The sequence below is a fragment of the Haladaptatus sp. AB643 genome (assembly GCF_024136975.1).
Classification (GTDB): domain Archaea; phylum Halobacteriota; class Halobacteria; order Halobacteriales; family Haladaptataceae; genus Haladaptatus.
In genome coordinates this window covers 372,231-386,524 of the sequence record NZ_JAMYJW010000001.1, presented here as the reverse complement: position 1 = coordinate 386,524, position 14,294 = coordinate 372,231, and the positions used below count along the sequence as shown (strand labels likewise).

General features: G+C 60.9%; 14 protein-coding genes. 4 read left to right on the top strand and 10 right to left on the bottom strand.

Annotation, left to right across the window (positions count from 1 at the left end):
• Positions 1 to 64: 64 nt before the first annotated feature.
• The 4 genes from NKF25_RS01985 to eif1A form a co-directional block, all read right to left on the bottom strand.
• Positions 65 to 613 carry a KH domain-containing protein gene (locus NKF25_RS01985; protein WP_066140570.1) on the bottom strand — a complete coding sequence of 183 codons (549 nt, stop codon included), beginning with the start codon at positions 611 to 613 and terminating at the stop codon, positions 65 to 67.
• A gap of 379 nt (positions 614 to 992) precedes the next feature.
• Complete coding sequence (rio1, locus tag NKF25_RS01980) at positions 993 to 1,856, bottom strand: serine/threonine-protein kinase Rio1 (RefSeq protein ID WP_253225054.1); 864 nt, start codon at positions 1,854 to 1,856, stop codon at positions 993 to 995.
• 46 nt (positions 1,857 to 1,902) lie between these two features.
• Positions 1,903 to 2,562 carry a nitroreductase family protein gene (locus NKF25_RS01975; protein WP_253225053.1) on the bottom strand — a complete coding sequence of 220 codons (660 nt, stop codon included), beginning with the start codon at positions 2,560 to 2,562 and terminating at the stop codon, positions 1,903 to 1,905.
• Between the two features lie 141 nt (positions 2,563 to 2,703).
• On the bottom strand, positions 2,704 to 2,988 hold the full coding sequence (eif1A, locus tag NKF25_RS01970) for a translation initiation factor eIF-1A (protein ID WP_066140559.1): 285 nt from the start codon (positions 2,986 to 2,988) through the stop codon (positions 2,704 to 2,706).
• A gap of 134 nt (positions 2,989 to 3,122) precedes the next feature.
• Here eif1A and NKF25_RS01965 point away from each other — a divergent pair, with 134 nt between their 5' ends.
• On the top strand, positions 3,123 to 3,326 hold the full coding sequence (locus NKF25_RS01965) for a hypothetical protein (RefSeq protein WP_253225579.1): 204 nt from the start codon (positions 3,123 to 3,125) through the stop codon (positions 3,324 to 3,326).
• Between the two features lie 280 nt (positions 3,327 to 3,606).
• On the opposite strand, the gene NKF25_RS01960 is transcribed toward NKF25_RS01965, so the two are convergent.
• Positions 3,607 to 4,287: an MBL fold metallo-hydrolase gene (locus NKF25_RS01960; RefSeq protein ID WP_253225052.1), complete on the bottom strand. Its 681-nt coding sequence runs from the start codon at positions 4,285 to 4,287 to the stop codon at positions 3,607 to 3,609.
• A 177-nt stretch (positions 4,288 to 4,464) separates the two neighbouring features.
• On the bottom strand, positions 4,465 to 5,442 hold the full coding sequence (locus tag NKF25_RS01955; RefSeq protein ID WP_253225051.1) for a tyrosine--tRNA ligase: 978 nt from the start codon (positions 5,440 to 5,442) through the stop codon (positions 4,465 to 4,467).
• A 99-nt stretch (positions 5,443 to 5,541) separates the two neighbouring features.
• Between NKF25_RS01955 and NKF25_RS01950 the strand changes: the two genes are divergently transcribed.
• The gene (locus NKF25_RS01950; protein WP_066140546.1) at positions 5,542 to 5,742 is read left to right on the top strand and encodes a hypothetical protein; all 201 of its coding nucleotides are present in this window, start codon (positions 5,542 to 5,544) and stop codon (positions 5,740 to 5,742) included.
• Between the two features lie 2 nt (positions 5,743 to 5,744).
• Here NKF25_RS01950 and NKF25_RS01945 read toward each other — a convergent pair whose 3' ends face one another.
• The 3 genes from NKF25_RS01945 to rnz all read right to left on the bottom strand — a co-directional run bounded on the left by NKF25_RS01945 (position 5,745) and on the right by rnz (position 9,394).
• Positions 5,745 to 7,745 carry a DUF460 domain-containing protein gene (locus NKF25_RS01945; RefSeq protein ID WP_253225050.1) on the bottom strand — a complete coding sequence of 667 codons (2,001 nt, stop codon included), beginning with the start codon at positions 7,743 to 7,745 and terminating at the stop codon, positions 5,745 to 5,747.
• A 350-nt stretch (positions 7,746 to 8,095) separates the two neighbouring features.
• The gene (locus NKF25_RS01940; RefSeq protein WP_066140543.1) at positions 8,096 to 8,305 is read right to left on the bottom strand and encodes a hypothetical protein; all 210 of its coding nucleotides are present in this window, start codon (positions 8,303 to 8,305) and stop codon (positions 8,096 to 8,098) included.
• Positions 8,306 to 8,467: 162 nt separating this feature from the next.
• Positions 8,468 to 9,394 (bottom strand): ribonuclease Z, encoded by a 927-nt coding sequence (gene rnz / locus NKF25_RS01935; RefSeq protein ID WP_253225049.1) that lies wholly within the window; start codon positions 9,392 to 9,394, stop codon positions 8,468 to 8,470.
• A gap of 415 nt (positions 9,395 to 9,809) precedes the next feature.
• Between rnz and NKF25_RS01930 the strand changes: the two genes are divergently transcribed.
• Together NKF25_RS01930 and NKF25_RS01925 are read left to right on the top strand one after the other, a co-directional pair.
• The gene (locus tag NKF25_RS01930) at positions 9,810 to 11,972 is read left to right on the top strand and encodes a hypothetical protein (protein ID WP_253225048.1); all 2,163 of its coding nucleotides are present in this window, start codon (positions 9,810 to 9,812) and stop codon (positions 11,970 to 11,972) included.
• Positions 11,973 to 12,058: 86 nt separating this feature from the next.
• Entirely contained in the window at positions 12,059 to 13,111 is a 1,053-nt protein-coding gene (locus NKF25_RS01925) for an AAA family ATPase (RefSeq protein ID WP_253225047.1), read from the top strand.
• A 265-nt stretch (positions 13,112 to 13,376) separates the two neighbouring features.
• Here NKF25_RS01925 and hisG read toward each other — a convergent pair whose 3' ends face one another.
• Positions 13,377 to 14,225, bottom strand: coding sequence for an ATP phosphoribosyltransferase (gene hisG, locus NKF25_RS01920; RefSeq protein WP_253225046.1), 849 nt, complete (start codon positions 14,223 to 14,225; stop codon positions 13,377 to 13,379).
• Positions 14,226 to 14,294: the final 69 nt, after the last annotated feature.

The following is a 14,294-nucleotide window of genomic DNA, read 5'->3' as shown; positions in this document are numbered from 1 at the left end:
CACGAGCCTCTCGACGGCGAGTGCCACGGAGTGACACGAATTATTTATATGTGAAAAATCGGATTTAACCGCTGAACTGGTGGTATTCCATCCCTTGGCGCTTCATCTCGTTGCGTTTGCGTTCGAGGAAGGAGTACACCGAGCCGTGTGGTGCACCGTCGAGGAGCATCTCGACTGCGCTTCGAACGACTTCGACCTGCTGTGGTTGGCCGATGATGCCGAGCGTCGTTCCGTAAATGACGACGTTCGCACCCGATAGTTCCTCCAGCAATTGCCGTGTTCGACCGTTCTCACCGATGAGACGGCCCTTCTGTCGTTGAAGATCGTTTTTGTTACGCGCTGCAGCTTCGATATCCACGAGATCGAACAGCATCAAGTCGTCGTCGAGCAACGCAAGCGCCTCCTCGGGTGAGAACCCTCGACCGATGGCCTTCACGATGTCAGGTGCTTTCAACCCCTGAAGCGGGTCGCCGGTCTGTTCGACGCGCACGGAACCGTCGTCCGAGTCGATATCGAGACGCACCTCTGCACGGCTTTCGATTTCTCGCATCGTCTCACCACCCTGGCCAATGAGAACACCAATCCTGTCCTGCGGAATCGTCACGTGCTTCATAGAAAATTCTATCACTTGAGACGGTTTAAGCCCTTCCCCACGACCTTTTGACTGCCACCTTTTACGACGGTCGCAGGCGGGAACGACGACTGTTGTCGTCGTTCCCGCTGGCTCCCTGTAAAAGCTGGACCAAAAGCGCTTCTCCTTCATTTCGCTGCGCTCCCTTCAGTCGTCGGCCCGGAAAATCTTCGATTTTCCGGCGTCTCAAAATCGCGCCGCGATTTTGATGGCTCGAAAGACTGCAGGTCTTTCGGTGAGCGTGCTAGCGACTAATGGTCGTGTAACCGGCTGATTTTCGTGGTCGTACCGATTGCTGATTCTGACGGCTGTGAAAATGCGAGTTTCCGGCAGTTGTGTCATCGGCCGTTTTTGTGGAAAATCAGCGTTCCGTCTCGGCGTTCTCCCGAATCCACTCTTCGAGTTCGTCGCCCTGAATCTCCAGTCCCTGTCGGCGGAAGAACGAGGCGATGTTCACACAGTCGCGCGTGAGGAATTCGCCGCTGTTCGGGTGGTGGAAAGTGACGGCCTGTCCCACGTCGATGATGCAGAGTTCGCCGTTGCTGACGAGGATGTTGTACTCCGAGAGGTCGCCGTGGACGAGGCCCGCGTCGAACAACCGCCGCATGTACTCGCGAACGACCTCGAACGCGGTTTGGGGGTTTTCGAGGTGGGCGTCCGCGAGCGTGGGCGCACGCTTGCCGTCGTTCCCCATGAACTCCATCACCAACACGTTTCGCTGGACGGCGATGGGTTCCGGAACGCGAACCCCGGCCTTCCGAGCGCGATTGAGGTTGGCGGATTCCTTTCGTACCCACGCGAGGACGATTCGCTTTTTGTCCCCGCCGAGTTCCTCGAATCGCGGGTCGCCGACCAGATACTCCCGCATGTCGCGGAAGTCGCTGGCGTTGATGCGATAGATTTTGACGGCGACTTCGCCGTACTTCTCGTCACCGAGTGCGGAGTAAACCGTCGCCTCCTTTCCGGACGAAATCGGCCCGCCGAACGCTTGGACGTAGCCGTCTTGAACGAGTTTGTACAGTGCCGCCAGTGTCGCGTCGTCGAACACCGACTGCTCGACTTTGAACTGGTCGGAATCCTTGACCCGTTTTCTGAACTGGTTGAACTCCCGGTCACGACGGCGTGCGATGCGGTCCGCTTCGGTGTCGGAAACGTCGATTTCCTCCCACTCGTCGCCGGGGCTGTCCACGTTATCTGGGTCGAGTAATCCGTACTCCTCGTTCATCTACACCGGACTATGTGGAGGAACCGTAAAAGGATGGCCTGTTCGGTTAGTACGTTTCGCGGTGGAGAATTTCGTCGACCGAGCGGCGCGGGAGACGCTCGGGTTCATCGCCGCCGCTCGGACCGACAGCGAGCAACATCACCGGAATCTCGTCGTCCGGCAGGTCGAGGAACTCCGCGATGCGTTCCTGATCGAAACCGATCATCGGCGTGGCCGTCAACCCGCGTGCGTGCGCGGAGAGCATGAGGTTCTGGGCGGCGAGGCTCGCGTTCCGAATCGCGTAATCCCGACCCATCGCGTCGCCTTCGTACATCTCCGCCGTCTGTGCTTTCGTCTGCTGTGCGGTTTCCTCGTCCATTCGACCCGCCTCGGCCCAATCCTCGAAGACGCGGTCGGCCGTCTTCGCGTCCGTGTGGCCGACGACGAGGATGGCCGTTCCGGCGTCGCGGATGTGTTCTTGCCCGTAGGCGATGTCCACGACTTCGTCGAGTCGTTCGTCGTCCTGAACGGCGACGAACTCCCACGGTTGGAGGTTGTACGACGACGGCGCGATCGCCGCATCTCGGATAAGTTCTTCGAGCGTCTCGTCGGAGATGTCCTCGTCCGGGTCGTAGTTGTGACCCGACCGTCGGCTTCGAATCCCTTCGATGAGTTCCGGGAACTCCGCATCGTGTGCAACGTCTTCGGCAGTGATCTGTTCGGACATACAGGGACGGAGGAACCACGTATTTAACCGAACAGCGGAAACGGCCGTGCTTTCCGATTGCAGTATGATACCAGGAATCATAGAGTGACCGTAGTTGGTACTCTCGGCAACTGATTGCGGGTAAAACGCTCCCGATTCGGCTCAGTTTATGTGGCCTTCGCGTCGGAGTTGGTCGGCCTGTTGCTTCTCGTAGCGCCACGTGATGTCGGCCTTCTCGTCCTGCCAGTCCCACGGCTCGACGAGAACGATATCGTCCTCACGAATCCAGACGCGTTTTTGCATCTTGCCCGGAATACGGGCGGTTCGTTCCTTACCATCCGCACAGCGCACTTTCACCCGGTTGGCACCGAGCATGTTCGTGACTGTGGCGAATACCTCGTTGTCGTCCGGCATTCGGAGGTTATTCCGTCCACTGCTGTCACTCATGTCTCACCGTGTATATTCGGTTGGTATGCTTTTAAATCCGCTGTCCGTCGTCGCTGATGGAGACATGGAGGGCCGTCCGGAGACTCATCTCTCCAACTGTCGGTTTTAAGGCGGTGGCAGACACAATCCGGGCTATGCTCGGAAAACTCGGTACGAAAGGTATCGTGGGACTACTCGTCCTCATCGTCGGAATCGGCATCATCGCCGTTCAAAGCCTCATTATCGCCGCCGGAATAGCGCTCGTCGTCGTCGGCTTCGTGCTGACCGCGTGGGGACTGGTCTCGGGTCTGCTCGCCAATTTCGGAATGGGCGGAATGATGGGCGGCGGATTCGAGTAATCGACGGGCGATTCTCATTCCGGCAGCAGATAGTAATCAAGAGATTCCGTCGATATATCCGTTCTCAAGGGCTGTTCTCTTCTTTTCGAACACCGTACCTGATCGTAGAAGCCGGAAAAGCGGTCCGAATCGCATCGACGATAAACCCAAATCAGCGATATCAAATCGACATCACGGGAGAACGGGGTCCGAGTCGTAGCGTCGTTTCGGGGGAGGGGTGTGGTCGAAATGGTTCCGAAACCGTCGAGTCCGGGAGAACAAGACAACAGCAGACCGCAGATTACGCGACGAGGCTCGCCAACAGGTCGTGACCGTCTTCGAGCGGGGGACCGTGCCCGGGACACGCGTACCGAAACTCTTCGGTTCGTTCACAGAGTGATTCGATGCTTTCGCTGACTTGGGCGGTGTCGTAACTGGTGATCCTGCCGGACGAACGAAGACTGTCCCCGAGTCCGTACGCGAGGTCACCCAGAAACGCGGCGGAAAGGTCCTCGTGAAGGTAAACCACGTGGCCGGGCGTATGCCCCGGTGTGTGATACGCCCGAAAGTCGCCGATCGTCTCCCCGTCCTCGATGGAACGAATCGGAAGGTCGGGAAGCGTAAGTCGCCGGTAATACAATCGCTGTAGCGCCTCGATCCCGTGACGAGCGGTCCACGGCGGGAGTTGATCCCCGGCGACGTACGGTGCTTCCAACCGATGGATGTACACCGGTGCATCCAAGTCGGGCGTCAATCGCGAGAGCGTTCCCACGTGGTCGCCGTCGTAGTGGGTCAACAGAACGCGGTCGATATCCGCCAGTTCGAGACCGGCATCGTGAACGCCGTCCCGTACGGTCCCTTCGTCGCCGGGCCAACCGGCGTCCACGAGCGTAATGTCACCGTCGTCGACGATGTACACGTTCGGTTTGTCCCGTGTTCGACAGTCGACGTGGCGGACGCCATCCGGTAGGGATACTGTCATTGTTCGAGGCGAGACTTTCAGACAATATTATTCTTCCCCACCATCAGACAACGCCGAAACGGTCACCCCGCCACTGCCGTCCAGATACGGGATTTCGTATAGCGTCTCGGTGTTTATCGAAGGGAAGTAGTGAGGGAATCCACGACAGACGGTCAAAAGCGCTGCAATTAGAACGCGTTACTCGGCCTGTCGAATCTTCTCGCGACCCGGTGCGATGAGTTCGTCGAGGTACGTCGCCAGCGCGCCCTTCGCGTCGGCGGGGTGGAGTTCGCCGCTCTCCAGGTCGTCTTCGAGCGAATCGTAGTCGTCGTATTCGAGGTTGCCGCCGTACTTGTCGGGGCGTTCCACGACGACCTGCTCGAAGCGCGGGAAGACATGGTACTCGAAGATTTGGAGGACGGGGTTTTCGAGGTCGCCCTCGGGGTCGCGGGTCGGCGGGCAGAACGCGCCGTTGACCTTCTCCTCGATGTCCTCGGTCGAGTCCTCCATCGAGATGGTGACGCCCTTGCTGGAGGACATCTTGCCCTCGCCGGAGGAGAGTTCGGCGATGAGCGGGGTGTGTAGGCAGGTCGGCGCGTCGTAGCCGATGCTCGGGAGCGTGTCGCGGGCGAGCATGTGGACTTTACGCTGTTCCATCCCACCGATGGCGAGGTCGAGGTCGAGGTATTCGATGTCGAGCGACTGCATGAGCGGGTAGACCGCCTGTGAGACCTTCGTGGAGTCGCCGCTCTGGATTTCCGCCATCGCTCGGCTCGCACGGTTGAGCGTCGTCTCCAGTTCGAGCGAGTGGAGGTCGAGGACGTAGTCGTCGTCCATCTGGAACTCGGAGCCGAAACGGAACTCCGTGTTCTCCTCGTCCAGTCCGTAGGCGATGAACTGCTCTTTCATCTTATCCGCGGTCTCCTGAATCTCCTCGAACGTTCCCTTGTCGTTCAGGTAGGCGTGCACGTCCGCGAGCAGGATGACGACCTCGAAGCCGGCTTCCTGCAAGTCGATGAGTTTGTTGGCGGTGAGCATGTGCCCGATGTGGAGCACGCCGGAGGGTTCGTAGCCGACGTAGGCGCGCTTGCCCTCGGGGTCCGCCGCGAGTTCGCGCACTTCCTCCTCGGTCACCAACTCCTCGGCGTTCCGTGAGATTAACTCGTAGGCATCCATGCTCGGGAAAAGATGGTTCACCGGCTTTAGGGTTGCGTCATCATGCTACTGGCAATCGCACTCCCAACAGCCAAGTCGTCGGAAGAAAAACCCGGTGGTATGAACGGAAAACGGATCGGTCTCTGGATGACCGTCGTCGGCGCCCTCGCGCTGTATCCTGCCATTCGATTTCAGGAAGGAGTTTCGACGACGCTCCCGGAGTACGTGCTTCTGTATGCGACCGTGCTGGTACTCGGATTCGGTGTCGCCATCTGGGGATTGAGCGTCCTGCGAACGCTGACGACCGACTGGACGACGTAAGATCAGTTCCCGAGCGAGGACGACCCGCGACCGTCCGCTCGACTCTCAGCCCGATGTTCGCTGATGAGTTGGTCGAGTTGGTCGGCCTTTTCCTGTTTCTGGCGTTCCTCGGCCCGGTCGTGCCAGTCGTTGATGACGGCTTCGACTTCCGACTCGCGTGCGACGGCGAGTTCGTCTATCTCCTGAATCGTCACCTCGTCGGCGGGGCCGACCGGAACGTCGTGTTCGAACAGCACCTCGTCCGCCGCGTCGGAGATGCCACCCGCTTTCAGGACGACGCGGGGAGCGATGTCCGCCAACCGCTCGGCGGTCGAATGTCCCGCACCGCTCGCATCCCGGAGAAAAATCACGTCGCCGTCGACGAGACCGTAGCTTTCGTCGGCGGCGTCGATGGCGTCGTTGGTGAACTTCTCGACGGGTTTGACGGCGACGAGTCCGGCCTGCTTCTCCGACACGTCGCTGAAGTTCGAATGATCGAGTTTCCACAGTTCCTTGAGTCGCGCGAGTTTGCCTTCCAGTTCCTCGATCCTGTCGTCGCGGTCGTCGAGTTCGTCCTCCAATCGGTTGTTCTCGCGTTGCAGACGCGAGATTTCCCTGCGTTCGCGGGCACTCTGTCGCTCCTCCCGGCGCGTGTCCGAGAGTTCAGTTTCCAACTCGTCGATCCGTCCGTCCTTTCGCTCGACTTTCTCGTTCAAATCGTCCGCGTGCGACTGGAGGCGTTCGACCTGCGATTCGAGTTGTTTGATGCGTTTCTCCTCGGGGGAGAGTTCACGGACGGTGTGTTCGGACTGTTCTTCCTCGGGTTCCGGGTCGTCCGACAAGTCCCGGAGGACGCTTTCGACGCTCTCGTCACCGGCGACGACGCGGGCGGTCACGTCACCGCGACTGATTCCCGGCGGGACCTTCCGAGCGATTCGCCCGAACTGGTCCTCGTGGCTGTCGTAGGCGAACAGCGCCGCCGCCATCGCGTCGCGCTGGTGGTCGTTGTCGTAGCCGTCTTCTCTCGTTCGGTGTTGCTTCTCGTCCACCGGCAGGTCCGTGTCGGGAGTCCATCCGGCCGCGTCGAAACTCCGGCGGAACTTCTCGACCGTCTCGGGCATCGGCGTCACGTCCGCCGCGATGATGACAGGCCGCCCGCGTTCGATGATCCACTCGATGACGTCGGCCGTGTCGGCGGTCCGCGTGCTCAACACGTCGAGCACGTTGCCGTCCAAATCGGTCATCGCCACCGCGGTCGTCGTACCGGGGTCGATGCCGACGATGACGTGATCGCGGCGCTTCGCCAGCGGTTCGAATTCGATACCGTCGCGGCGGAGGCGTTCGACTTCGACGCGGATGTCGCCGGAACGCCGAGCCGAGACCGGAATGTCGCTCGGCCGGGCCTCCACCTCGAAGATCGCGTTCGAATAGCCGCCGTACTTCTCGGTCACGTCGCGTTCGTAGTCGAGTCCGGCCTCCTTGAGCTTCGATTCGACTTTCCGGGAGTACTCCTTCACCGAGCCGTGAATCCGGCGGGTGTAGCGGTCGGCGCTCCAGCCACCCTTTCCGGTCGAACGCCCACGTGCGACTTTGACTTGTGTGGTGTTCGTGAACGCCGAGACTTCTTGGCCGACGTTCATGGCCGCGAGGCGGGCCGCAGCCTCCGCTTCGCGCATCGGTTTCTTGCCGTATGGAACGCCGTGGCGCGAGGCGACCCGGGAAAGCGGTTCGGGTCGCTCCGCACCCGTCACCTGCACGAGGCGGGTGTCGTCCGGCAGGGAGCCAAGGAAGTGGACGAGGGCGTTCTTGTCGGCGGCGAGTTCGTACATGTTATCCGTGGCGACGAACGTCGGTTCGTCGCGGTGGATGAGCCGCCGGAGTTTGCGGTAAGAGACGACATCACGGTCTATTCCCTCGCCGTCGTAGACGACGAGCGCGTAAGAGGGAGAATCACCCCGAACGTCCCCGCTTTGGATATCGACACCGAAAACGAGGGCGTCGAGGGCACTCGTTCGCTCGCTCACGATTCGTGGTAGGGTCTCTCGAAATATAAATCCGACGCGCAACACGAACGGCGGGAGGGACTAGACTGCGCTTGTGGCGAAATAATGAGTTTAGTTTTGATTCTATTTCGATTGCAGCTACTGAGAGGCAGACACCGAAAGCCCCCGTCCGCTCGCGCTTGCTTGGTCGCTTGCGCGGGCCAGTATTCGCGCGGGCGTTGTGGAGAGCGCGAATATCCCGCGCAACGACCGCGAACGGGCGGGGCTTTCGAGGACTTCATCGCAGTTGCTGCACTTACTCCACCAGAATCAACGAGCCGTGACTGAGCAGCTCACAAAAAACAGAAGAATTCTACCACTCGCTGTCCTCTTCACGGTGTTTCACGCCACGAACGACCGGACGCGTACCGTCGCTGGGCGTGAACCGAGATATCTCGCACGACCAGCCCCTTTTGCTTGAAATGCTCGTGGATCAATTCCAACAACTGCTCGTCCACGTCCTCGCGGTCGATGCCTTTGAGACAGAGAACGGTTTGTGTGGTGGCGATACGCTTTTCATTAGAAGGTTCGTTGTCCGACATGCTTCGGTAGGCTCCGAAGCAGACGGGGTCAGTGTTCTAGCACTGGCCTTTTGCGGCTTTACCCCGCATGCTTCGTATGGGATTATTGACTATGGGGAGTTAATTCTATTGGTTCTGATGGGTTTCGAATTCGAAAGAACGACCGCCGAAACGCCAGTCCCGCTACTCGTCCGGGAACGGAATCTCGACCGTATCCCCGTCGTCGGGGGCGAAGATTTCGCCGTCGAACTCCTCGTGGGCCTCCTCCAAATGATCCGAGACGTTCCCGGCGTACCGCGAGGAGACGTGGGTGATGGCGAGTCGCTTGGCATCGGCGCGGCGGGCGACGGTGGCGGCCTGCCGTGCGGTCGAATGCGCCGTTTTTGCCGCGCGGTCCGCCCGGTCGTCGGCGAACGTGGCGTCGTGAACGAGCAGGTCGGCGTCCTCGGCGGCATCGACGGCCTGCTCCGTGGGGCGGGTGTCCCCGGTGTACACGAACCGGCGGCCGGGACGGGGTTCGCCGACGACCTGTTCGGGACGTACGACGGTGCCGTCCTCCAACTCGACGGGGGTGCCGGAGTGGAGTTGTTGGAATTTCGGGCCGACGGGAACGCCCAGTTCCTCGGCGTGGTCGCGGTCGAAGCGGCCCTTCCGTTCGTCCTCGACCAGCGCGTAGCCGAGCGAGTTGGCGTCGTGGTCGGTTCGGAAGGCCCGAACTTCGTAGTCGTCGCGCCGGATGGCGACCTCGCCGGGTGCGACTTCCGTGATGTGGATGGGGAACGAGGGTTGATGGCCCGCCGTTCGGACGAGCGAGTCGATGGCGTCGCCGGTCCCCCGCGGCGTGTAGATCATGAGCGGGTCGTCGCGGTCGTTGAAGTCCCACGTCTGAATCAAGCCGGGAATTCCGAGGATGTGGTCGCCGTGGAGGTGCGTGACGAACAGATCGGAGATGGTGAATCCCGTCCCGAAGCGCATCATCTGGCGTTGGGTTCCCTCCCCGGCGTCGAAGAGCAAGCGGTCGCCTTCCCGGTTGACGAGAATAGAACTCGGGTTTCGCTCCGTCGTCGGCACTGCCCCACTGGTTCCGAGGAAGGTAACGCGCATCGACATCTACTCGCAATTCGCAGACGGACGATTAAACAGCCTTCGAAACCGCTTTCGAAGCCGTCCTCGTCGTTCGAAATCCCCGTTGTCGGTCGGAACGTAGCGGGTGAAATCCCGAATCGTGCCGCTTCGCCGCGTTTCGGGGGCGTTCGAGGGATCCTCCGCAACTTCGACTTAACCCGGCGAATCGGCGTCTTAACCCGTGAACGGTCGAACCGGTTTATCCGACATCTCGTCGTCACGTCGGACGCGGAATGGGAGAGATATGACACGAATCCCGAGAACAGTGAGTGCTGTACTCGTGTCCCTTCTCGTCGTCTTCGCCGGCGGTGTTGCGACATCGCTAGCGACGTCGGGCGGTGGTGGGGGAGCAAATACAGCACCGGAAACGCAGGTTACGAGCCTGAACGATGTCACTCAGATGAATACATCACAGGCGAACGTAACGATAGACAATCAACAAAGTGACGGCGAGACGATCGTCATCTCGTCCGTGACCATGGAGAAAGGTGGCTTCGTCGCCATCCACGACCAGAGCCTGCTCGACGGGAACGTCGTCGGCAGCGTGGTGGGCAATTCCGTCTACCTCTCACCGGGAACGCACAAGAACGTCACCGTGACGCTCGCACGTCCCATCAACGAGAGCCAGACGCTCATCGCCATGCCGCACATGGACACGAACTCGAACCAAGTGTACGACTTCGTCATCGGTAACGGGACCGTCGACGGACCGTACACCGCGAACGGCACGGTCGTCATCGACCAGGCGCTGATTTCGGTCGGCCAGCAAGGCGGAGCGGGGAACGCGACGAACGAGACGAACGCGACCGGACAGCAGTTCGTCTTCCACGTCAAATCGTTCTCCATCGCCGACTGGTCGTTCGTGGTCGGGACCGACCCGACCCCGGACCGAACCGAGGTCATCGAAGGAGTCCACCTGAAGGATGAGACGGTCCGCATCAACGCGACCGCTTTGCTCGAAAACAAATCGGCAAACGACGTCGTTCAGAACGGACCGAGCGTCTCGAAGGACGACCTGAAGCGGGCGTCCGAACGCGCCAAAGCGGCGGCAGCGGGCAACGCCAGTAGCGTTCGCGTGGTGCTCCGCGACATCTCGGTGCAGAACACGACGTTCGTCGTGGAAGCGCCGGGGAACGTGAGCCTTCCCAACCTCGCGCCCAACATGCCGGGCGGGCCAGGGATTCCGGAAGGACCGGCGTCGCCATCGAAGTTGAACGCGAACGTCACGTTCGACAACCAGACCAGCGACGGGCAGACGGTGACGGTCGATTCGGTCACCATGTCGGAAGGTGGCTTCGTCACCATCCACGACGCGAGTCTGGCGGACGGGAACGTCATCGGTAGCGTGGTCGGCACCTCGCAGTACCTCGGGCCGGGAACGCACAAGGACGTCACCGTGACGCTCGACAAACCGTTGACCGAGAGCCAGACGCTCATCGCCATGCCGCACCTCGACACCAACCGAAATCGTGTGTACGATTTCGTCACGTCGGGCGGCACTGCGGACATCCCGTACATCGTGGACAACAACATCGTCATTGACCCGGCCTACGTGACGGTGCAGGGCGGCGGCGCGACGACGACTACGACGGAACAACCGACGACTACGTCGACCACGACCGGTGCGACGACGACATCGGCCGCGACCACCACGTCGGCCGCAACGACGACCGCTGCGACCACGACGGCAACACCGACGACCACGTCGACCACGACGCAGGCCGGTGGTGCAACGACCACGTCGCAAGCGACCACGACCAGTGGAGGCGGCTGTGGCTGTGGTGGAGCGACGACGACACAGGCAGGTACCACGACGAGCACGCCGAGTACGAGTACGACGACCACGTCGCCAGCGACGACGACTACGGCACAGCAGACGACCACGCAGACCGCGACGAGCACGAGCGGGAACATGGAGAACGTCAACGACCTCGGTCCGTCGTTCGACGTGCAGAGTCTCAGCGCACCGGAGAACGTGACGGTCGGTGACACGTTCACCGTGAAGGCGACGATCAACAACCCGACCGACCAGACGCTCACGCAGGCCGTGGACTACCGAGTCGAAGGGAACGTCGTTCAACGGAAGAACGTCACCCTCTCGCCCGGACAACGGACGGGTGTGAGCTACGAGGTCGACAGCACCGGTGTCGATCCCGGAACGTACACGCACGGCGTGTACACCCGTAACTTCGGCAAGATTGCGACGATAACGTTCGAGTCGGCCGGTAACGCGACGACCACGACGACGTCGGCTGCGACGACGACACAGGCAGGTACCACGACACAGGCTGCAACGACGAGTGCAGGAACGAGCACGACCGCGACGACGACGTCGCAAGCGACCGCGACTGCACAACCGACGACGAGTGCCGGTACCGCGACGACGACGCAAAGTGAAACGACGAGCGCCGGAAACGCGACGATGACGCAGAGCGAAACGACGAGTGCTGGAAACGCGACGATGACCGAGCAGACGACGACCCAAGCAGGAACGACCAGCGCCAACGCGACGAATTCGAGCGTCATCGGTTCCGTCTTCGACGCCATCGGGAACCTGCTATAGGTCATCATCCGCTTCTTTTGTCGGGATCGATTCAGCGTGCGGCGCAACCGACCGATTCTTGTCCGGCGACTTCGTAGAAAACGCCAATGGAGTCGCCGCTGTGGACTGAAACGCACGCGCCGGACCTCGCCGACCTGCCCCAACCCGAAGTCCGCGACTATCTGGAGCGGGCGGTGAACGAGCCGATAAACCTCGTTATCCACGGCCCGGAGGGGAGCGGGAAGACCGCCGCCGTGCGAGCACTGGCCCGCGAGGCACACGACGACCCGGACAACGACCTCGTGGAGATCAACGTCGCCGACTTCTTCGACCGGACGAAGAAGGAGATTCGGGAGGACCCGCGGTTTTCTAACTTCCTCCAGGGGCAGACGGAATTCTCCAAGCAGTACCGGCAGGGGTCGGGGAAGAATAAGTACAAGCGCAACTGGTCGAAGCGCGAGATGATAAACCACGTCCTCAAGGAGTACGCGGGCTATGCGCCCTCCACCGGGAGCTACAAGACCATCGTCCTCGACAACGCCGAATCCATCCGCGAGGACTTCCAGCAGGCGCTTCGCCGGGTGATGGAGCAGTATCACGAGACGACGCAGTTCGTCATCACCACGCGTCAACCGACGAAGCTCATCCCGCCGATCAAGTCGCGGTGTTTCCCCGTCGCGATGCGAAAACCAACCAGCACGGAGATAGAGGAGGTCCTCACGAGGATTCTCGACGCCGAGGACGTCGAGTACGACGAGGGCGGCGTGCAACTCATCTCCGGCTACGTGAAGGGCGACGTGCGGAAGGCCATCCTCTACGCGCAACTGCTCTACGAACAGGAGGGCCAAGTCAGCAGCGAGGATTACGAAATCATCCGCAACTTCGGTATCAGCGGCCGCATCGGCGACATGCTCGACAAGGCCGAACGCGGCGATTTCAACGACGCTCGCAAGGACTTGGACGACCTGCTCGTGGACGACGGCTACAGCGGCGAAGAAGTCCTCGAAGCCATCATGGACGCCTTCCGGCAGAACCGCTACTCCGGCGACGAACTCGCCGAACTCGTCGTCCTCGCCGCCGAAGTGGACATGGACTTGGCACAGGGGACGAGTGACAGGTTGCAGATTTCCCACCTGTTGGCGGAGTTGGGGACGGCGTAGAGGCGAGCGAGGTCGGTCATTTTACGAGAGAAATCGTCCAAGCGATACTATCCGGACACTTCAGGTTCATTTTCCGTATCTGCGTTCCGACCTCGCTACCATTGGACACCGACGACGAGGAGGACGAACCACACCACCGCGATGACGGTGCCGACGGTGGCGTCAGAAAATCCGAACACGGTGAGAACGTCCATATCAGTGAGCGATCGTCAGGAAATAAATTCTTTCTGCCCGCAAAAACGTAACGAAGCTCGAAAAGAGCCGTTCAGTCCACGAGTCGCTCGATTTCCGTCACGAGGATGCCGCTGGCTCCGAGTTGTTTGACCTCGTTGATGGTCTCGAACACGTCCCGCTCGTCCACGACGGTATGGACGGCGACCTTGCCGTTTCCGGCGATGTCCATGACCGTCGGGCCGCCGAGGCCGGGAATCACTTCTCGAATTTCGTCCAGTTTGTCCTCGGGCGCGTTCATCATGAGGTAGCGTTTGCCCTCGGCGGAGATGACCGACTGGAGCGCCATGGTGACCTGATCGACCTTGTCGTCGCCGACCACGTCGTCGCGGGCGAACAGTCGAACCGAACTCGCCAACACCTCGTCGATGATGCCGAGGCTGTTGACGCGCAGGGTCGTGCCGGTGCTCGTGATGTCGATGATGGCGTCGGCCATGTCGACGTGCGGCGTGAGTTCGGTCGCGCCGGAGACCTCCACGATTTCGGGGGAGACCTCGGTTTCCGCGAAATACTGCTTTGCGACGTTGGGGAACTCGGTGGCGACGGTCTTGCCTGCGAGGTCGGTTATCTCCTTGATGTCGCCCTCTTCGGGTGCGGCCAACACGAGTCGGCACTGGCCGTAGCCCAGATCGAGGAGGTCCGAGACGTTGCCGGGGTTTGCCTCCTGCATTTGGTCGAGGCCGGTGATGCCGAGGTCGGCCGCGCCGTCGCTCACGTACTCGGGGATGTCGGCGGCGCGGGCGAACAGCAGCGTCACATCCGGGTCCACTGTGTTCGCGTACAGCTTGCGGTCCGCACCGTCCACGACATGCAGCCCGGCGTGTTCGAGCAATTCCATCGACGGGTCGTGCAACCTGCCCTTGTTGGGGACCGCGATTCGCATTATCTCGGCTTCGGTCGGCCAGACGGATTACTCTTGCTTTCCCGGTTCAAACTGCAAATTGTGCCATAC